The sequence below is a fragment of the Streptomyces sp. M41 genome (assembly GCF_043673425.1).
GTDB lineage: Bacteria > Actinomycetota > Actinomycetes > Streptomycetales > Streptomycetaceae > Streptomyces.
The window spans coordinates 300,864-320,329 of sequence record NZ_JBIMKE010000004.1; the positions used below are offsets into that span (position 1 = coordinate 300,864).

At 70.7% G+C, this 19,466-nt stretch carries 15 protein-coding genes; 10 read left to right on the top strand and 5 right to left on the bottom strand.

What is annotated here, in order from left to right; all coding sequences use genetic code 11:
* Window positions 1–96: 96 nt before the first annotated feature.
* Window positions 97–3,615, bottom strand: coding sequence for a methionine synthase (gene metH, locus ACHBTE_RS07925; RefSeq protein ID WP_394722759.1), 3,519 nt, complete (start codon window positions 3,613–3,615; stop codon window positions 97–99).
* 343 nt (window positions 3,616–3,958) lie between these two features.
* Between metH and ACHBTE_RS07930 the strand changes: the two genes are divergently transcribed.
* The 9 genes from ACHBTE_RS07930 to ACHBTE_RS07970 all read left to right on the top strand — a co-directional run bounded on the left by ACHBTE_RS07930 (window position 3,959) and on the right by ACHBTE_RS07970 (window position 15,557).
* Window positions 3,959–4,723, top strand: coding sequence for an IclR family transcriptional regulator (locus ACHBTE_RS07930; RefSeq protein WP_394722760.1), 765 nt, complete (start codon window positions 3,959–3,961; stop codon window positions 4,721–4,723).
* A 320-nt stretch (window positions 4,724–5,043) separates the two neighbouring features.
* The gene (locus ACHBTE_RS07935; protein ID WP_394722761.1) at window positions 5,044–5,838 is read left to right on the top strand and encodes an MIP/aquaporin family protein; all 795 of its coding nucleotides are present in this window, start codon (window positions 5,044–5,046) and stop codon (window positions 5,836–5,838) included.
* A 98-nt stretch (window positions 5,839–5,936) separates the two neighbouring features.
* Entirely contained in the window at window positions 5,937–7,475 is a 1,539-nt protein-coding gene (glpK, locus tag ACHBTE_RS07940) for a glycerol kinase GlpK (RefSeq protein WP_394722762.1), read from the top strand.
* Window positions 7,476–7,523: 48 nt separating this feature from the next.
* Window positions 7,524–9,140, top strand: a complete 1,617-nt coding sequence (locus ACHBTE_RS07945) for an FAD-dependent oxidoreductase (protein ID WP_394722763.1) — start codon at window positions 7,524–7,526, stop codon at window positions 9,138–9,140.
* Window positions 9,141–9,342: 202 nt separating this feature from the next.
* Window positions 9,343–9,903, top strand: a complete 561-nt coding sequence (locus tag ACHBTE_RS07950) for an SMI1/KNR4 family protein (RefSeq protein WP_394722764.1) — start codon at window positions 9,343–9,345, stop codon at window positions 9,901–9,903.
* Window positions 9,904–10,017: 114 nt separating this feature from the next.
* Window positions 10,018–11,313 carry an amidohydrolase gene (locus ACHBTE_RS07955; protein WP_394722765.1) on the top strand — a complete coding sequence of 432 codons (1,296 nt, stop codon included), beginning with the start codon at window positions 10,018–10,020 and terminating at the stop codon, window positions 11,311–11,313.
* A 101-nt stretch (window positions 11,314–11,414) separates the two neighbouring features.
* A complete protein-coding gene (locus ACHBTE_RS07960; RefSeq protein WP_394722887.1) occupies window positions 11,415–12,086 on the top strand; it encodes a FadR/GntR family transcriptional regulator in 672 nt (223 codons plus the stop codon).
* 339 nt (window positions 12,087–12,425) lie between these two features.
* Window positions 12,426–13,412: a PAC2 family protein gene (locus ACHBTE_RS07965; RefSeq protein WP_394722766.1), complete on the top strand. Its 987-nt coding sequence runs from the start codon at window positions 12,426–12,428 to the stop codon at window positions 13,410–13,412.
* A 420-nt stretch (window positions 13,413–13,832) separates the two neighbouring features.
* Window positions 13,833–15,557 (top strand): S8 family peptidase, encoded by a 1,725-nt coding sequence (locus ACHBTE_RS07970; protein ID WP_394722767.1) that lies wholly within the window; start codon window positions 13,833–13,835, stop codon window positions 15,555–15,557.
* Window positions 15,558–15,571: 14 nt separating this feature from the next.
* Here the strand turns inward: ACHBTE_RS07970 and ACHBTE_RS07975 are convergent, their stop codons facing one another.
* Window positions 15,572–15,925 carry a hypothetical protein gene (locus tag ACHBTE_RS07975; protein WP_394722768.1) on the bottom strand — a complete coding sequence of 118 codons (354 nt, stop codon included), beginning with the start codon at window positions 15,923–15,925 and terminating at the stop codon, window positions 15,572–15,574.
* On the opposite strand from ACHBTE_RS07975, the gene ACHBTE_RS07980 reads away from it, so the two are divergent.
* Entirely contained in the window at window positions 15,917–16,210 is a 294-nt protein-coding gene (locus ACHBTE_RS07980) for a hypothetical protein (RefSeq protein ID WP_394722769.1), read from the top strand. The genes ACHBTE_RS07975 and ACHBTE_RS07980 overlap by 9 nt on opposite strands.
* A gap of 119 nt (window positions 16,211–16,329) precedes the next feature.
* On the opposite strand, the gene mshC is transcribed toward ACHBTE_RS07980, so the two are convergent.
* From mshC to ACHBTE_RS07995, 3 genes are all read right to left on the bottom strand, one after another.
* Window positions 16,330–17,559, bottom strand: coding sequence for a cysteine--1-D-myo-inosityl 2-amino-2-deoxy-alpha-D-glucopyranoside ligase (mshC, locus tag ACHBTE_RS07985; RefSeq protein ID WP_394722770.1), 1,230 nt, complete (start codon window positions 17,557–17,559; stop codon window positions 16,330–16,332).
* A 520-nt stretch (window positions 17,560–18,079) separates the two neighbouring features.
* Window positions 18,080–18,898: an SCO1664 family protein gene (locus ACHBTE_RS07990; protein ID WP_394722771.1), complete on the bottom strand. Its 819-nt coding sequence runs from the start codon at window positions 18,896–18,898 to the stop codon at window positions 18,080–18,082.
* Window positions 18,862–19,452 carry a DUF3090 domain-containing protein gene (locus tag ACHBTE_RS07995; protein WP_394722772.1) on the bottom strand — a complete coding sequence of 197 codons (591 nt, stop codon included), beginning with the start codon at window positions 19,450–19,452 and terminating at the stop codon, window positions 18,862–18,864. The genes ACHBTE_RS07990 and ACHBTE_RS07995 overlap by 37 nt, the downstream gene beginning before the upstream one ends.
* Between the last annotated feature and the right edge of the window lie 14 nt (window positions 19,453–19,466).

A 19,466-nucleotide genomic window follows, 5' to 3' on the forward strand; every position in this document is an offset into this window, starting at 1 on the left:
TTATCCGGCGTGGCCCGGGGCACACCGTCTATACCGTCGGGGCCAGGCCTGACGTGCGCCGATGTGCCGTTGGGCGGGGGCGTCGGCGGGCGCTCGTCAGCGGGCGTTGAAGTACTTCGCCTCCGGGTGGTGGATCACGATCGCGTCGGTGGACTGCTCCGGGTGCAGCTGGAACTCCTCCGACAGGTGGACGCCGATGCGCTCCGGCTGGAGCAGGTCGGCGATCTTGGACCGGTCCTCCAGGTTCGGGCAGGCGCCGTAGCCGAGGGAGAAGCGGGCACCCCGGTACTTCAGGGCGAACATGTCCTCGATCTCGGACGGGTCCTCGCCCGCGAAGCCGAGCTCGGAGCGCACACGCGCGTGCCAGTACTCGGCGAGGGCCTCGGCCAGCTGCACGGACAGGCCGTGCAGTTCGAGGTAGTCGCGGTAGGCGTTGGCCTCGAACATCCGGGCCGTCTCCTCACCGATCCGCGAGCCGACGGTGACCACCTGAAGTCCCACGACGTCCGTCTCGCCCGACTCCTGCGGACGGAAGAAGTCCGCCAGGCACAGACGGCGGCCCCGGCGCTGACGCGGGAAGGTGAAGCGGGTGCGTTCGTTGCCGTGCTCGTCCAGCAGGATCAGGTCGTCGTCCTTGGAGACGCACGGGAAGTAGCCGTAGACCACGGCCGCTTCCAGGAGGTTCTCCGTCTGGAGCTTGTCGAGCAGACCGCGCAACCGCGGGCGGCCCTCGGTCTCGACGAGTTCCTGGTACGACGGTCCGTCGCCGGTGCGGGTCTCCTTCAGGCCCCACTGGCCCTTGAAGAGGGCACCCTCGTCCAGCCAGGACGCGTACTCCTTGAGCTGGATGCCCTTGATGACGCGGGTGCCCCAGAACGGCGGCTCGGGCAGCGGGTTGTCGACGGCGACGTCGGAGCGGACGTGTCCTTCCTCGGGACGCTCGTCCAGTACGGCCGTGGCGGCGGCGCTCTTGACCCGGCGCTGCTTGAGCTCGGGCAGCTTCGCGCCGGGCACGCCCCGCTTGACGCCGATCAGGGCGTCCATCAGGCGCAGGCCCTCGAACGCGTCGCGGGCGTAGCGGACTTCGCCCTCGTAGATCTCGTGCAGGTCCTGTTCGACGTACGCGCGTGTGAGCGCGGCGCCGCCGAGGATGACGGGGTAATTCGCCGCCAGGCCGCGCTGGTTGAGCTCCTCCAGGTTCTCCTTCATGATCACCGTGGACTTCACCAGCAGCCCGGACATGCCGATGACGTCGGCGCGGTGCTCCTCGGCGGCCTCCAGGATCGCGGAGACGGGCTGCTTGATGCCCAGGTTGACCACGTTGTAGCCGTTGTTGGACAGGATGATGTCCACGAGGTTCTTGCCGATGTCGTGCACGTCGCCGCGCACGGTGGCCAGCACGATGGTGCCCTTGCCGTCGGCATCGGACTTCTCCATGTGCGGTTCGAGGTAGGCGACGGCGGACTTCATCACCTCGGCGGACTGGAGCACGAACGGCAGCTGCATCTGGCCGGAGCCGAACAGCTCGCCGACGACCTTCATGCCGTCCAGGAGCGTCTCGTTGACGATGTCGAGGGCGGAGCGCGCCTGGAGGGCCTCGTCGAGGTCGGCTTCCAGGCCGTTCTTCTCGCCGTCGATGATGCGGCGCTTGAGGCGCTCCTCCAGCGGGAGGGCGGCGAGTTCCTCGGCCTTGCCGGCCTTCAGGGACTTGGCGGTGGCGCCCTCGAACAGGGCCATCAGCTTCTGGAGGGGGTCGTAGCCCTCGGCGCGGCGGTCGTAGATCAGGTCCAGGGCCGTGGTGACCTGCTCGTCGTCGAAGCGGGCGATCGGCAGGATCTTCGAGGCGTGCACGATCGCCGAGTCCAGGCCCGCCTTGACGCACTCGTCGAGGAAGACGGAGTTCAGCAGGATGCGGGCGGCCGGGTTCAGGCCGAAGGAGATGTTCGACAGGCCGAGGGTGGTCTGGACGTCCGGGTGGCGGCGCTTGAGCTCGCGGATCGCCTCGATGGTGGCGATGCCGTCCCTCCGGGACTCCTCCTGACCGGTACAGATGGTGAAGGTCAGGGTGTCGATGAGGATGTCCGACTCGTGGATGCCCCAGTTGGTCGTCAGGTCCTCGATCAGCCGCTCGGCGATCTCGACCTTCTTCTCCGGGGTGCGGGCCTGCCCTTCTTCGTCGATGGTCAGCGCGATCAGGGCGGCGCCGTGCTCCTGCGCCAGCTTGGTGACCTTCGCGAAGCGGGACTCGGGGCCGTCGCCGTCCTCGTAGTTGACGGAGTTGATGACCGCTCGGCCGCCGAGCTTCTCCAGGCCGGCCTGGATGACGTCGACCTCGGTGGAGTCCAGGACGATCGGCAGCGTGGAGGCGGTGGCGAAGCGGCCGGCGAGTTCCTCCATGTCGGCGACGCCGTCGCGGCCGACGTAGTCCACGCACAGGTCGAGCATGTGCGCGCCCTCGCGGATCTGGTCGCGGGCCATCTCGACGCAGTCGTCCCAGCGGGCTTCGAGCATGGCCTCGCGGAACTTCTTGGAGCCGTTGGCGTTGGTGCGCTCACCGATCGCCAGGTAGGAGGTGTCCTGGCGGAACGGGACGGTCTGGTAGAGGGAGGCGGCGCCGGGCTCGGGCTGTGGCCGGCGCTCGACGGGCGTGGTGTCCCGGACCCGCTGGACGAGCTGCCTGAGGTGCTCGGGGGTGGTGCCGCAGCAGCCGCCGATGAGGTTCAGGCCGTAGTCGCGTACGAAGGTCTCCTGGGCGTCGGCCAGGCCCTCGGGGTCGAGCGGGAAGTGGGCGCCGTCCTTGGTGAGGATCGGCAGACCGGCGTTCGGCATGCACAGCAGCGGGGTGCGCGAGTGCCGGGCGAGGTAGCGCAGGTGCTCGCTCATCTCGGCGGGGCCGGTCGAGCAGTTCAGGCCGATCATGTCGATGCCGAGGGGCTCGAGCGCGGTGAGCGCGGCGCCGATCTCGGAGCCGAGCAGCATGGTGCCGGTGGTCTCGAAGGCCATGGAGACCAGCAGCGGCACGTCGGTGCCGGTCGCCTCCATGGCGCGCCGGGCCCCCAGGATCGACGACTTGGTCTGGAGGAGGTCCTGCGTGGTCTCCACGATCAGGGCGTCGGCGCCGCCTGCGAGCAGGCCCTCGGCGTTCGCCTGGAAGCCGTCGCGCAGCGTGCCGTAGCCGATGTGGCCGAGGGTCGGCAGTTTCGTGCCGGGGCCGATGGAGCCGAGGACCCAGCGCTGGCGGCCGTCGCGGGCGCCGAACGCGTCGGCGGTCTCGCGGGCGATACGGGCACCGGCCTCGGACAGCTCATGGACGCGGTCGGCGATGTCGTACTCGGCCATGGCCGAGTGGTTGGCGCCGAAGGTGTTGGTCTCGACGCAGTCGACGCCCGTCTCGAAGTACGCCTCGTGGACCGAGCGGACGATGTCGGGCCGCGTCAGGTTGAGGATCTCGTTGCAGCCCTCGAGATTCTCGAAGTCCTCGAGCGTGGGCTCCTGGGCCTGCAACATGGTGCCCATCGCTCCGTCGGCCACCACCACTCGGGTGGCGAGCGCCTCACGGAGGGCGGACACACGGGTCCGGCTGTCGGCGGAAGGGGTCGTTGGCAACGAGGCCATGAAAGGGCTCCCTGGAGTGCGACGGCTGTCGGCTTTGCACCCTTTGTGGATTCGTCCACAGTGGGCGCACGCCGCAAGCGTAGCCGGGACCGCCGAGGAATGGTCAGGGAGTCCACGGGGCGGGACGGCGACGGCGGGGAGAGGGGCGGGAGGGGGCGAGGGGAGGGCGAGGGGAGAACGGTGGGCCGGGTCGGGTGCCCGGGCACGAGGACGCGGCGCGGGTGCACGGATGCCGACGACCATTAGCGAGAGGTCGGCATCGACTAGTAGTGTTCGACATTGCCGAACGGCGGCAGCGACGTCGCGAGGTCGACGCTCGCAAGGGGACGGAGGCAGTACGGCGATGGCACGGAACATCCAGTCGCTCGAACGGGCGGCCGCGATGCTGCGGCTCCTCGCGGGCGGTGAGCGGAGGCTCGGCCTGTCCGACATCGCCTCCTCGCTGGGCCTCGCCAAAGGCACCGCGCACGGGATCCTGCGCACGCTCCAGCACGAGGGCTTCGTCGAGCAGGACGAGACCTCCGGGCGCTACCAGCTGGGCGCCGAGCTGCTGCGCCTGGGCACCACCTATCTGGACGTGCACGAGCTGCGGGCGCGTGCCCTGGTGTGGACGGACGACCTCGCCCGCGCCAGCGGCGAGAGCGTGTATCTGGGTGTCCTGCACCAGCAGGGCGTGCTGATCGTCCACCACGTCTTCAGGCCCGACGACAGCAGACAAGTGCTGGAGATCGGCGCCATGCAGCCGCTGCACTCCACGGCTTTGGGCAAAGTCCTGTCGGCGTACGACCCGGTCGCGCACAGCGAGGCCGTCGAAGCCGACCGCAAGGCCTTCACCGACCGGACCGTGTGCGATCTCGACGGCTTCGAGCACATCCTCGACATGACCCGCGCGCGTGGCTACGCCGCGGACGTCGAGGAGACCTGGGAGGGCGTCGCGTCCGTCGCCGCCGCCATCCACGACCGGCGCCGCATGCCGGTCGGTTCCGTCGGTATCACCGGGGCCGTGGAGCGGCTGTGCCGGGACGGCGAGCTGCGCCCCGAGCTGATCGCGGCGGTACGGGACTGTGCCCGCGCGGTGTCGCGGGATCTGGGCGCCGGGCGGTTCTGAGGGCCCGCGCGCGACCAGGGCGGCTGCCGGGACGTCGTACGACGTCCCGGTTTTCGTGCTGAGCCGGCACCTAGATCGCCATGTCGATAAAGCAACACAACCAACAACGATCGCGCATTCAACGACAGAGCTCTTGACGCACATGCGACGCCGGGGCAAGACTCCCGTCCATCGGTCGGCATTGTCGAACACCTACCGGCAATACGCGCTAGAGTGTGACAACGCCAGAGGCCGCTACCGCTCTCATCCCGAGGGCAATGCGAACCACCGGAGGGACCCGGGGTTCGGCATCCCCTGGACGAAGGACAAAGGAGTCGCGGGTGTCCAGCTCCGACATCTTCATCGGCGAGACCATCGGTACCGCCATACTCATCCTGCTCGGCGGTGGCGTCTGCGCCGCCGTCACGCTGAAGGCCTCCAAGGCCCGCAACGCCGGCTGGCTCGCCATCACCTTCGGGTGGGGCTTCGCAGTGCTCACGGCGGTCTACACCTCGGCGCCGCTGTCGGGCGCCCACCTGAACCCGGCCGTGACGGTCGCGCTCGCGATCAAGGACAACGCCTGGAGCGACGTTCCGACGTACCTCGCCGGACAGTTCCTCGGCGCAGCGATCGGTGCGGCTCTGGTCTGGGTCGCCTACTACGGGCAGTTCCACGCGCACCTGACCGACAAGGAGATCGTCGGCGGTCCGGGCGCGCAGGCCACGGCGACCAAGGCCGTGGAGGCGCAGGAGAAGGGCGCCGGCCCGGTCCTGGGCGTCTTCTCCACCGGTCCCGAGATCCGGAACGTGGTGCAGAACCTCCTCACGGAGATCATCGGCACCATCGTGCTGGTGCTCGCCATCCTCACGCAGGGCCTCAACAACAACGGTGACGGCCTCGGCCCGCTGGGCGCGCTGATCGTGGCGCTCGTCGTCGTCTCGATCGGTCTGTCCCTCGGCGGCCCGACCGGATACGCGATCAACCCGGCCCGTGACCTCGGTCCGAGAATCGTGCACGCCCTTCTGCCCCTGCCCAACAAGGGCGGCTCCGACTGGGGCTACGCCTGGATCCCGGTGGTCGGTCCGCTCATCGGCGCGGCGATCGCCGCAGGGATCTACAACGTGGCATTCGCCTAAGAGAACCGAGCTTCACCCGTTCGAGTGAGAAGCACCGAAACTCTCAGCGCACGCCGTACGTAAAGCCCCATAACCACGGAACTTTCCAGGAGCAGACAGTGACCGACGCGCACGCCGGCCCCTTCATCGCAGCCATCGACCAGGGCACCACCTCCAGCCGCTGCATCGTCTTCGACCGCGACGGACGTATCGTCTCCGTCGACCAGAAGGAGCACGAGCAGATCTTCCCGAAGCCGGGCTGGGTCGAGCACAACGCCACCGAGATCTGGACCAACGTCCAGGAGGTCGTCGCCGGAGCCATCGCCAAGGCCGGCATCACCCGCGACGACATCAAGGCCATCGGTATCACCAACCAGCGCGAGACCACCGTGCTGTGGGACAAGAACACCGGTGAGCCCGTCCACAACGCCATCGTCTGGCAGGACACCCGCACCGACGGGCTCTGCAAGGAGCTCGGCCGCAATGTCGGCCAGGACCGCTTCCGCCGTGAGACCGGTCTGCCGCTCGCCTCCTACTTCGCCGGTCCCAAGGCCCGCTGGCTGCTGGACAACGTCGAGGGCCTCAAGGAGCGCGCCGAGGCCGGCGACATCCTCTTCGGCACCATGGACACCTGGGTCATCTGGAACCTGACCGGCGGTGTCGACGGCGGCAAGCACGTCACCGACGTCACCAACGCGTCCCGCACCATGCTGATGAACCTCCACACCATGGAGTGGGACGAGAAGATCGCCGAGTCGATCGGTGTGCCGCTGCAGATCCTCCCGGAGATCCGCTCCTCCGCCGAGGTCTACGGCGAGGTCACCGGCGGCAAGCTGGGCGACCTGCTCGGCGGCATCCCGGTCGCCTCCGCACTCGGCGACCAGCAGGCGGCCCTGTTCGGCCAGACCTGCTTCTCCGAGGGCGAGGTCAAGTCGACGTACGGCACCGGCACCTTCATGGTGATGAACACCGGTGACAAGATCATCAACTCGTACGCGGGCCTGCTGACCACCGTCGGCTACAAGATCGGTGACCAGCCGACGGTGTTCGCCCTGGAGGGCTCGATCGCCGTCACCGGCTCGCTGGTGCAGTGGATGCGCGACCAGATGGGTCTGATCTCCACCGCGGCCGAGATCGAGACGCTCGCTCTGTCGGTCGAGGACAACGGCGGCGCCTACTTCGTGCCGGCGTTCTCCGGCCTGTTCGCCCCGCACTGGCGCTCCGACGCCCGTGGTGTGATCGCCGGCCTGACCCGGTACGTCACCAAGGCGCACCTCGCGCGTGCCGTCCTGGAGGCCACCGCCTGGCAGACCCGGGAGATCGCCGACGCCATGGTCAAGGACTCCGGCGACGAGCTGGTGGCCCTCAAGGTCGACGGCGGCATGACCTCCAACAACCTGCTGATGCAGACGCTCTCGGACTTCCTGGACGCCCCCGTGGTGCGTCCGATGGTCGCCGAGACCACCTGCCTCGGTGCCGCCTACGCCGCCGGTCTCGCCGTCGGCTTCTGGTCCAGCACGGACGAACTGCGCGCCAACTGGCGCCGGGCCGCCGAGTGGACCCCCCGCATGGACGCGGAGACCCGCGACCGTGAGTACAAGAACTGGCTCAAGGCCGTCGAGCGGACCATGGGCTGGATCGAGGACGACGAGAGCTGACGACAGCCTTCGCCACTCTCGAACTCTGATGAGGAGTAAGAACCCGAAATGACCAGTCAGACCACCCTGCAGTCCGTGCCTGCCCTCGGTACGCACCCGGCCTCCGGCTCCAACCCGAGCCGCGCCGAGACCCGGGAGCAGCTCGCCAAGGCGTCGTACGACCTTCTCGTGATCGGCGGCGGCATCCTGGGCATCTCCACCGCCTGGCACGCCGCGCAGTCCGGCCTCAGGGTGGCTCTGGTCGACGCCGGCGACTTCGCCGGCGCCACCTCCTCCGCCTCCTCCAAGCTGCTCCACGGCGGTCTGCGCTACCTGCAGACCGGTGCGGTGAAGCTGGTCGCGGAGAACCACTTCGAGCGCCGTGCGGTCTCCCGCCAGGTGGCCCCCCATCTGGCGAACCCGCTCACGTTCTACCTTCCCGTGTACAAGGGCGGGCCGCACGGCGCCGCGAAGCTCGGGGCGGGCGTCTTCGCCTACTCCGCGCTCTCCGCGTTCGGTGACGGCGTCGGCCACCTCCTGTCCCCCGCCAAGGCGGCGCAGGACGTGCCCGAGCTGCGCACCGACAACCTCAAGGCCGTGGCCGTGTACGGCGACGACCAGATGAACGACGCGCGCATGGCGCTGATGACGGTCCGCGCGGCCGTCGAGGCGGGCGCGGTCGTGCTCAACCACGCCGAGGTGTCCGGCCTGCGCTTCACCCAGGGCCGGGTGACGGGCGCGGAGCTGAAGGACCGCCTGTCCGGTGACGAGTTCGGGGTGAACGCCCGGCTCGTGCTCAACGCGACCGGCCCCTGGGTCGACCACCTGCGCCGGATGGAGGACCCCGACGCGGCGCCGTCGATCCGTCTGTCCAAGGGCGCGCATCTGGTCCTGAAGCGGACGGCACCGTGGAAGGCCGCGCTCGCGACCCCCATCGACAAGTACCGCATCACGTTCGCCCTGCCGTGGGAGGACATGCTGCTGCTGGGCACCACGGACGAGGAGTTCGAGGGCGACCCGGCGGACGTCGCGGTCACCGAGAAGGACATATCCCAGATCCTGGACGAGGCCGCGTTCTCCATCCGGGACCAGCAGCTGGACCGCGACCTCATCACCTACGCCTTCGCGGGCCTGCGGGTGCTGCCGGGCGGCCCCGGTGACACGGCGAAGGCCAAGCGCGAGACCGTGGTGACCGAGGGCACGGGCGGCATGCTGTCCGTCGCGGGCGGCAAGTGGACCACCTTCCGGCACATCGGCCGCACCGTCATGCAGAAGCTGCAGGCGCTGCCGGGCCACCCGCTCGGCGACGACTTCGAGCCGATCGCCTCGCTGCCGAAGAAGCTGCCGCTGCCCGGAATCGCCAACCCGCGCGCGGTCGCCCACCGCCTGCTGACCGACCGTCCGGCGCCGGGCCCGCGCATGGCGGCCGACACCGCCAAGCACCTGGCGACCCACTACGGCTCCCTGGCCTTCGACATCGCCCGCATCGCCAACGAGAACCCGGAGCTGGGCGAGCGCGTCCACCCGGACGCCCCGGAGATCTGGGCCCAGGTCGTCTACGCCCGGGACAACGAGTGGGCCGAGACGCAGGACGACGTGCTGCGCCGCCGGACGACGCTGACGATCCGGGGTCTTGCGACGGACGACGTCCGGGCGAAGGTCCAGGACCTGCTCGACAAGAAGTGAGCCTCGATCGGCGCCCAGGAGGTTTTCGCCGGATGAGCCTCCGCCGGCGCCGGGTCCGGCCACTCCCCTGACCGGCCGGACCACACGAGGGCGGCCCCCTCCGCACCGGGGCCGGCCACCACCGGAAGGGGCGGCTCCACGCCGATTGGAGCCGCCCCTTTCGCATGCCCCGATGTCAGTGCCGGCTGCTATCCATGAGGGCATGGACAACGATCACGCGGACGCCGGTGACCTCGAGTTCCTGCGCGCGGTCTTCGGCGGGGCCGAGGGCGGTGAGCCGGCGCTCGGCTGGGGCGGGGTGCGTGCCTTCGAGGCGGAGTACGGGGTGGTCCTTCCCGAGCCCTACCGGACGTTCGTGGCCGAGGTGACGGACGGGTCCCGCCAGGGGCCGCCGGCGTACGGGCTCGTCGGGGCGGCCGGGTTGCCCTCCGACTGGCACGACGACGGGGCGGGCCGGGACCTGTCCAAGCCGTTCCCGCTCACGGCCGGGTGGCTGTGGGAGGAGGACGACGAGTGCCATGACGACCCGGACACCGTCATCGACCAGGTGCTCGACCACGGCTCGCTCGTGCTCGGCACCGACGGCTGCGCCATGAACTGGCATCTCGTCGTCACCGGTCCCCACCGGGGTCACATATGGCACATCACCGACGTCGGTGCCATGCCCTTCGGCGCGCAATTCGGGTACACGACCGCGGAGCCCGGCTTCGCCGGCTGGGTGCGGCATTGGGCGGCCGGCAAGGAGTGGTTCGACGCGGCGTGAGTGCGCTCGCGGCCGGAGACTTGCCAGTGGGTACACATCTGACGACGGAGGTCGTCCCGGCCGTCGGGGGCTGGGCAGCGCGGGGACAGGGCGTGCGGGGACGGGGGGCGTCAGGTGCTTATCGATCTGTTGGTGCGGGGCGGGGACCTTCTGACGGTCGACGATGCCGGAACCGTCGTACGGGACGGGGCGGTTGCCGTGGACGAGGGGGAGATCGTCGCCGTCGGTGCCGCCGCGGAGCTGTGTGCGCGGTTCAGGGCGCGGGAGTCGGTCGATGCCGTGGGGTGTCTCGTCCTCCCCGGCCTGGTCAATGCCCACACCCACCTCGCGATGACCCTGCTGCGCGGCCGTGCCGACGACGTCAAACTCCAGGTCTTCCTGGAGCGGGTGCTGCGGTGGGAGGCCGAGCTGTTGTCCCCGAAGAACGTGGCGGCGGCGGTGCGGCTGGCGGTGGCCGAGAGCATCCGGGCCGGGGTGACCTCGGCACTGGACATGTACTGGTTCCACGAGGCGGCCGAGCGCGCGGCGCGCCAGGCGGGCTGGCGCCTGCTGACCGGGCCCTGCTTCATGGACGTGCCCGAGCCGCCGGACGGGCGGGCGTACGGGGACCGGATGGTGTGGGCCCGCCGGGATCTTCAGGCACGCGGCCCGGCGCACCGTGGCCGCCGTCCCGTCGTCTTCGCCCACTCCACCTACACCCTCTCCCCCGCTCAGCTCACCGAGATCGCCGCGCTGGCAAGGGAGTTCGGGGCCCTGCTGCACCTCCACGCCGCCGAGAACGCGACCGAGGTCGCCACCGTCGAGGGGCGGTACGGCAGGCGCCCGGTGGAGCTGCTCGACTCGCTCGGGCTGCTCGGGCCGGATCTGCTGCTCGCCCATGCCGTGGAGCTCACCGGGCCGGAGATCGCGGCGCTGGCCCGTACGGGCACGTCCGTCGCCCACTGCCCGGTGTCGAATCTCAAGCTGGGCTGTGGCATCGCGCCGGTGCCGAGGCTGCTGAGCGCCGGGGTGACGGTCGGGCTCGGCACCGACGGTGCCGTCAGCTCCAACTCGCTGGACGTGCTGGGGGCGGTGCGGCAGGCGGCGCTGGTGCACAAGGCGGGCGGCGACCCCACGGCGGTCGGCGCCGAGCGGGCCGTACGCATGGCGACGATCGAGGGCGCGCGGGCGCTGGGGCTCGGGGAGCAGCTGGGCTCACTGGAGGCCGGCAAGCGGGCCGATCTGATCGTGCTCGACCTGGGCGCGCCGCATCTGCGGCCGTCGCACGACCCCTGGTCCACGCTGGCGTACGCGGCGCACTCGGCGGACGTGCGGGACACGGTGGTCGACGGGCGGGTGCTGATGCGGGAGCGGGTGCTGACCACGCTGGACGAGGAGGCGGTGATCGCCGATCTGGAGGCGCTCGTCTGAACAGGCCCATAATGTGCCCGAGACATCGGATGTCTCGCCACATCGGATGTCTCGCCACATCGGATGTCTCGCACGACATCCAGGACGACAGGGGGGCGGCCGTGGCGGTCACCGACGAGGCGATCGAGAAGATCAAGGGCATGATCGTCTCCGGCGCGCTGCGCCCCGGTGACCGGCTCCCCAAGGAGAGCGAGCTCGCCGCCGAGCTCGGGCTGTCGCGCAACTCTTTGCGGGAGGCCGTGCGGGCGCTGTCGCTGATCCGGATCCTGGATGTGCGGCAGGGCGACGGCACGTATGTGACCAGCCTGGATCCGCAGTTGCTGCTGGAGGCGCTGAGCTTCGTCGTGGACTTCCACCGCGATGACACGGTGCTGGAGTTCCTCGCGGTGCGCCGCATTCTGGAGCCGGCCGCCACGGCGATGGCCGCTTCGCGCATCAGCGAGCGGCAACTGGATGCCATGACCGAGCAGTTGGACGAGCTCGGCGCCGATCCCTCGGTGGAGGAGCTGGTCGCCGCCGATCTGGAGTTCCATCGGGGCATCGTGCGGAGCTCCGGGAACTCGGTGCTGTGTTCGCTCCTCGACGGCCTGTCCGGACCGACCACGCGGGCCCGGATCTGGCGGGGGCTGACCCAGGAGGGCGCGGTGAGCCGCACCCTCCAAGAACACCGGGCGATCCTGGCCGCGCTGCGGGACCGGGACGCGGAGGCGGCCCGCTCCTGGGCGACGGTGCACATCGCGAGCGTGGAGCAGTGGCTGCGCTCGACGCTCTGACGGGCCCTGCCCCGGATCACGGCGCCGATCATCGCCCTTGATCTCCCCCCTGATCACCCCCACTGATCACCGCCCCTGGATCACCGCCCCTGATCACCGCGACTGATCACCACCGTGAGCACCGCGCTGACCGCCTGATCACCATCTGATCGTGCCTGATCACCGCCTGATCACCGCGCCCGACGACCCAGGACACAGCTCGGATGACTACGGGGTGTTCCCGGCCGGTGAACGGGGCAGTGATCCGTTCACCGGCCCTTGCAAGGGGGCTGCGGGCGCCCCCGCCGAACGCCGTAAGGTTGGGTGGTCAAGCGAGGGCACGTCGGAAGGAGGCACTGGGTGATCGAGCTCGAGGGGGTTCCCGAGCTGATCGACCCGGTCATGGTGGCCGCGTTCGAGGGCTGGAACGATGCCGGCGACGCCGCTTCGACCGCGGTCGCGCATCTGGACAGGGAGTGGAAGGGCGAGGTGTTCGCGGCGCTGGACGCCGAGGACTACTACGACTTCCAGGTGAACCGCCCCACGGTGTGGATGGACGCCGGCGTCAGGAAGATCACCTGGCCGACGACGAGGCTGTCCGTCGTGCGCGTCGGCGGTGAGAAGCCGCGTGATCTCGTCCTGGTCCGAGGCATTGAACCGTCCATGCGATGGCGCTCGTTCTGCAACGAACTCCTCGGTTTCGCGCACGAACTGGGCGTGGAGCTGGTGGTCATCCTGGGCGCCCTGCTCGGCGACACCCCGCACACGCGTCCCGTCCCGATCAGCGGCACCACGTCCGACGCGGACCTGGCCCGCCGGATGGATCTGGAGGAGACCAAGTACGAGGGCCCGACGGGCATCGTCGGCGTCCTCCAGGAGGCGTGCACGCATGCGGGCGTACCGGCGGTGTCGCTGTGGGCGGCCGTACCGCACTACGTCTCGCAGCCGCCCAACCCCAAGGCGACGCTGGCCCTGCTCAACCGCCTGGAGGACCTGATCGACGTGCGCATCCCGCTGGGCGAGCTGCCCGAGGACGCGCGCGCCTGGCAGGTCGGCGTGGACCAGTTGGCCGCCGAGGACAGTGAGGTCGCCGAGTACGTGCAGACGCTGGAGGAGGCCCGGGACACCGCGGAGCTGCCGGAGGCGTCGGGTGAGGCGATCGCCCGCGAGTTCGAGCGGTATCTGCGCAGACGGGACGGCGGCGGGCCGCCGTCCGGCGGTCACGCCACGGCGGACGGCGGGGAAGCACCCGGCCCGTTCCTCCGGGACAACCCGAGTGGCCGCACAAAGCCACCCAAGCCGCCGAAACCGGGCAACACGGACGACGACGAGTCGTCGGAGGACTGAGAGGGACTGAGGGGGACCGAGACGAATTGAGAGGAGGGGCGGTGCGCGGCCTGCGCACCGCCCCTCCTTCGTCAGGCGGAAACGGTGGTCGCGCAGACCGCCGAAACCGGCCCCAGGAGCACAGCCTCCACACCACCCCACACCGGCCGCCTCCGCAGCCGCACCGCACCCGCACCCGCACCCGCACCCGCACCCGCACCCTCGACAACGTAGGCCAGCGCCTGGACAGCAGGTGGCCCGATCGCGGCGTGAGACCTCTTTCCAGCCGGATTGCACACGTTGCCCAATTCAACTTGTTTCAAACCGACTTGGCGAAATAGGTCTGGACGGACCCGTCCCGGCGTGCTTGGTTGGAGCACCGAAGGCGCGCCGCACCACCCGCACTTGGTACCCGCAATGGACCGAAGGGAGCGGCAGACGATGACCGACCAGGCAGAGCCGGCGCAGGGCCCGGGAGCGTCCGGGCCGGGGCCCGACGGAGCGGGATTCACCTATCGAGGAGCCGAGCGGGAACTGATCGTCGTCGCCCGCCCGGAGGCCCGGCTGCGGGCCGGGGCCGAGGGCGTCCGTTCGGTGGCCGGCGCCGACGTCACGGCCCTGAACATGTTCCTCGGTGACGAACAACTCGCGTTGGAGCCGCTGTTCGGCGGCGAGGAACGCCTCCAGCAGGCCACGGGGGCACAGGACGTGCCCGATCTCGCGCTGTTCTACCGGGTGCGCGGCGGGGAGAGCCGCGCCGAGGAACTGCGGGCCCGTATGGCCGCGCTGCCGGGGATCGACACGGCGTATGTGAAGCCGGGCGCGGTACCGGCCGCGCTCGGCGGCGTCGAGGAGGACAGCGGTCGCCTGAAGGAAGGCGCGCCACTCACGCCCGACTACAGCGGGCGGCAGGGCTATCTGCGCCCGGCACCCGAGGGTGTCGACGTGTACTGGGCCTGGCAGCGGCCCGGCGGCACCGGACAGGGCGTGACCGTGATCGACGTGGAGGGTTCCTGGCAACTGGGCCACGAGAACCTGGCCGGAAAGCTGGCCGGCGTCGTCGCCGGCACCCCGCTGACCGACCTGGCCTGGCGCAATCACGGCACCGCGGTGATCGGTGTGATCGGCGGGGACCGCAACGACCACGGCATCGCCGGCATCGCGCCGGACACGGTGACCGCGGCGGCGTCCTTCCATGGCCTCGGCACGGCTGCCGCGATCCACGCGGCGGCGGAGCGGCTGGCCCCCGGAGACATCCTGCTGATCGGACTGCACCGCCCGGGGCCGCGCCTGGAGTACGCCGGGCGCGACGACCAGCGGGGTTACCTCGCGCTCGAGTGGTGGCCGGACGACTTCGCCGCCGTCCGCCACGCCACCGCCAAGGGCGTCCTAGTGGTGGCCGCCGCAGGCAACGGCGCCGAATCGCTCGACGACGCGGTCTACGAGCGCCGGCCCGACGAGTTCCCCCAGTGGTGGCGCAACCCGTTCAACCCCTCCAACCCCTCCTCCGGCGCCGTGCTGGTCGGCGCGGGCGCCCCGCCGCCGGGCACCCACGGCCGCGACCACGGCCCGGACCGCTCACGGCTCGCGTTCTCCAACTACGGCGCCCGCGTGGACGCTCAGGGCTGGGGACGCGAGGTGACGACCACCGGCGGCTTCTGGGACCGGCCCGGCGATCTCCAGGGCGGCCCTGAGGAGATCGCCTGGTACACCGACACGTTCTCGGGGACGTCGGCCGCCTCCCCGGTGGTGGCCGGCGCGTTGGCCGCCTTGCAGGGCATGCTGAAGGCGACGGGCCGGCCGCCGATGTCCCCCGAACGTGCGCGTGCCGTGCTGCGGGCGACAGGTTCCCCGCAGCAGGACGCGCCGGGCCGGCCGGCGTCGCAGCGAATCGGCAACCGGCCCGACATCAAGGCGGCGGTCACGTATCTCGTGCCGCAGTCCGTCGGCTGCGGTGCGGCCGAGCGGTACTGGGACGAGCTGCTGCCGTATCCGCGTGAACTCCCGCCCAGGCTCCGGCTGTTGGTGGCCGGCGAGTGGCGCAGCCTCAACCATCCGTCCCCCGAGATCCGCCAGGCGGTGCACACCGCATTCGCGGGGGGACGGCCCGATGTCCGAGTGTGGTTCTCGGACGACGAGATCGTCGGCCTGGTGATCACCGGCTGACGCAGCCCATCACATCAAGGGAAGGTGACACCCGAATGAGCACCACCCCGCAGATGAGTCACATGGGACAACAGCAGGGCCAGCAGTTCCCCAGCACGTCGCCGTACCAGCAGCAGCCCTTCGGGCAGCAGCAGCCGTTCGGGCAGCAGCAGGGCTACGGATCGCAGAGCTTCGGCCAGCAGAGCATGGGCCAGCAAGGGGGCGGTCTGCAGGACATCGGCCAGCAGCAGCCGTACGGCATGAGTGGCTCGCTGGAGCAACTCCAGCAGCTCGGGCAGCAGCAGCCGTTCCAGCAGTTGCTCCAGCAGATGGGGCAGCCCTTCGGCGCGCAGCAGCAGGGGCAGCAGGCAGAGCAACAGATGCAGCACCACCTTCAGCAGGTCGCGCTGGCGGCGATCCAGCAGGTCGTCCAGCAGGCGCAGCGCCTCGCCTCCGGTGTGGCGAACGGCTTCGTCGACGTCGTCCAGCCGCACCCGGGCCAGCCGCGCCAGATCCTGCTGCGCATCGACGACCAGTTGCGGATCCTCAGCGACCCGAACCCGCAGATCCATCAGCAGATCCAGCAGGCGTTCGCGTTCGGCCACCAGGTGATCGGCGTCTGGGACACCCAGTCGCCGAGCGTGCTGCGCTGCGTCCGCATCCAGCGGATCTGACGGGCTGACATCCACCGCGAGCAGGCGGGGCGCTTCCTTCCGCGGGGAGGAAGCGCCCCATTCGGTGTCGGTGCCGGTGCCGGTGCCGGTGTCGGTGTCGGTGTCGGTGTCGGTGTCGCCTAAAGCGCGACGCCCAGTAGCGCGTCGACGGCTCGCGATACGACACCGGGCGCGCCGATGTCCGTACCGCCCCGCTCGTCCTGGGTCTCGACCCACCGGTCGACCGCGGCGAGCGCGGCCGGGGCGTTCAGGTCGTCGGCGAGGGCGTCGCGGATCTCCTCGACGAGAGCCTCGGCGGGCGGCCCGTCGGGCCGGGACACCGCGGCCCGCCAGCGGCCGAGGCGGTCGAGGGCGTCCTGGAGTACCTGGTCGGTCCACTCCCAGTCGGCCCGGTAGTGGTGGGCGAGGAGGGCGAGGCGGATGGCGACGGGGTCGACGCCGTCGCGGCGCAGCTGGGAGACGAAGACGAGGTTGCCCTTGGACTTGGACATCTTCTCGCCGTGCAGCGCGACCATGCCGGCGTGGACGTACGCCTTGGCCATGGGGAACTCGCCGGTCAGCACCTGGGCGTGCGAGGCGCCCATCTCGTGGTGCGGGAAGGCCAGGTCGGAGCCGCCGCCCTGGACGTCGAAGCCCATGCCGAGGTGGTCGAGGGCGATGGCGACGCACTCGATGTGCCAGCCGGGCCGTCCGCGTCCGAGGGAGGCGCCGTCCCAGCTGGGCTCGCCCTCGCGGGCGGCCATCCACAGCATCGGGTCGAGCGGGTTCTTCTTGCCGGGCCGCTCGGGGTCGCCGCCGCGTTCGGCGGACAGCAGCCGCATGGCGGCGGCGTCGAGGTTCGAGACCTTGCCGAAGTTCGGGTCGGACTCGACGGAGAAGTAGATGTCCCCGTCGAGCTCGTAGGCGGCGCCCGCCTCCCGCAGGCGCTCGACCAGCGGGACGATCCCGGGTATCGCCTCGACGGCACCGATGTAGTGCCGCGGCGGCAGCATGCGCAGGGCGGTCATGTCCTCGCGGAAGAGGGCCGTCTCCTTCTCGGCGAGGGCGACCCAGTCGATGTCGTCGCGCGCGGCGCGCTCCAGGAGCGGATCGTCGACGTCGGTGACGTTCTGGACGTAGTGAACCTGCCGCTTGGTGTCGAGCCACACGCGCTGCACGAGGTCGAACGCGTTGTAGGTCGCCGCGTGACCCAGGTGGGTCGCGTCGTACGGCGTGATGCCGCAGACGTAGATACGGGCGACGGGACCGGGGTCGAGGCTGACCAGGCCCCCGGTCGCGGTGTCGTGGATCCTCAGGTCGCGGCCCTGACCGGGCAGGGCGGGGACCTCAGAAGCGGGCCAGGCATACATGTCATGAGCCTAACCGGACTGATGTTCCGGATACGAACCGGACCAGGTCGGATGGCCGGTTGGGCGTTCTTGTGCATCGCCGGACGGTGTGCTGCGCGATCCGGGCCGCGGGGTCGGTCGTGGTGCCTCCGGCCGTGGTGCCGACGGTCGTGGCGCTGCCCGTCGCGATGCTGCCGGCCTACTGCCGTGCCGCCCGCGATGCCGCAGGTCGTGACGCTGCCTGCTGGCCTAGTGCTGCGGGCCGTGGTGCCGCCCGTCGCGATGCTGCCGGCCGTGGTGCCGCCCGTCGTGATGCTGCCGGCCCAGTGCTGCCGCCGCCCGCGGTGCCGCGGGCCGTGACGCTGCGGGCCCGCTGCCTGCCGGCCCAGTGCTGCCGCGCGTGGTGCTGCCGGCCATGGTGCCGCCCGTCGGACGCTGCCGGCCCAGTGCTGCCGCCGCCCGCGGTGCCGCGGGCCGTGATGCTGCGGGCCGTGGTGCTGCCGGTCAAGTGCCCTTGGCCCTGGTGTCGCCGGTCGTGCAGCTATACGGGCGGCCAGGGGATGGCCGGCCACTCGCCGCTCGGCTCGGGGTGCCGGCCCGAGGCGAGCAGCGCGTCGACACGCGCGCGGGTGGCCTCCACCTCCGCGGCGGTGATCAGCCCGGCCAGGCGTACGGCCAGTGCGCCGCCCTCCTTCAGCCCGTCCCGCAGGGTGCCGAGCACCTCGGCCGCCTCCGCCGTCAGCGGCTCCCCCGCCCAGCCCCACAGCAGGGTGCGGAGTTTGTTCTCCACGTTGAAGGTGACGCCGTGGTCGATGCCGTACAGCCGCCCGTCCCCGGTGGGCAGCAGATGGCCGCCCTTGCGGTCGGCGTTGTTGATCACGGCGTCGAGGACCGCGAGCCGCCGCAGCCGCTCGTCGTCGGCGTGCACGAGAAGCGCCGTCTTCCCCTCGCCGACCTCGGCGAGACCGATCGCCTTCCAGCCGGGCTCGGGCTCCTCGCCGTCCACGAGGGCGAGCAGCTCGGCCTCGGCCGTCACGTCGATCCACAGCTGGACCATGCCCTCTCCGTACGGCCCGTCCCGCAGCACGGTCGGCGGTACGAGCCCCCATCCGGTCGCCTCGCAGACCTCGTGCGCGGCGACCTCGCGCTGCGCCAGGGTGCCGTCGGGGAAGTCCCACAGGGGCCGCTCCCCGGCGACGGGCTTGTAGACGCAGGACGCCTCCTGCCCCTCGTACGCGACCGTGCAGAACAGCGCCGCGTTGGACGCCTCGCGGATGCGTCCGCGCACGGTGAGCTCACCCTCGGTGAGCAGTTCCACCGTGGTCACGCTCCGCGGCGGTATCCGTTCTGGCGCGGACATACGTGTCCTTCCGGGTCGAGCGGGAGACTGCACAGCGGGCACGGCGGTCGCCCGGCGTTGACGACGTCCAGGGCGCGCTTGGCGAAGGCCCTGGCCTGCGCGCCGGTGAGCCGGACCCGCAGCATCGGGGGGCCGTTCTCCTCGTCCTGGAGCAGCCGCTCCTCGGCTTCAGCGAGGTCCTCCTCGGACTCGGCGTCGAGCTCCACGAGGGCCTGTGCCTCGACGATCATGCGCTGTTCCTCGCCGTCCCAGGCGAGGGCCATGGTGCCGACGCGGAACTCCTCCTCGACAGGGGTGTCCAGCGGGCCGGTGTCGTCGACCTCGGTGGGCGCCATGGCGGGGACGGCGGCGCTGCCGCCGCTACGCCGGACGACCTCGTCGAGCAGTTCGTCCATGCGTTCGGCGAGGGCGGCGACCTGCGTTTTCTCCAGGGCCACGCTGGTCACCCGGGAGCCTGCTGTGGCCTGGAGGAAGAACGTACGGCGTCCGGGCAGTCCGACCGTACCGGCCACGAAGCGGTCCGGTGGGTCGTAGAGGAACACCTGACGGGACACGTCCTGTCTCCATT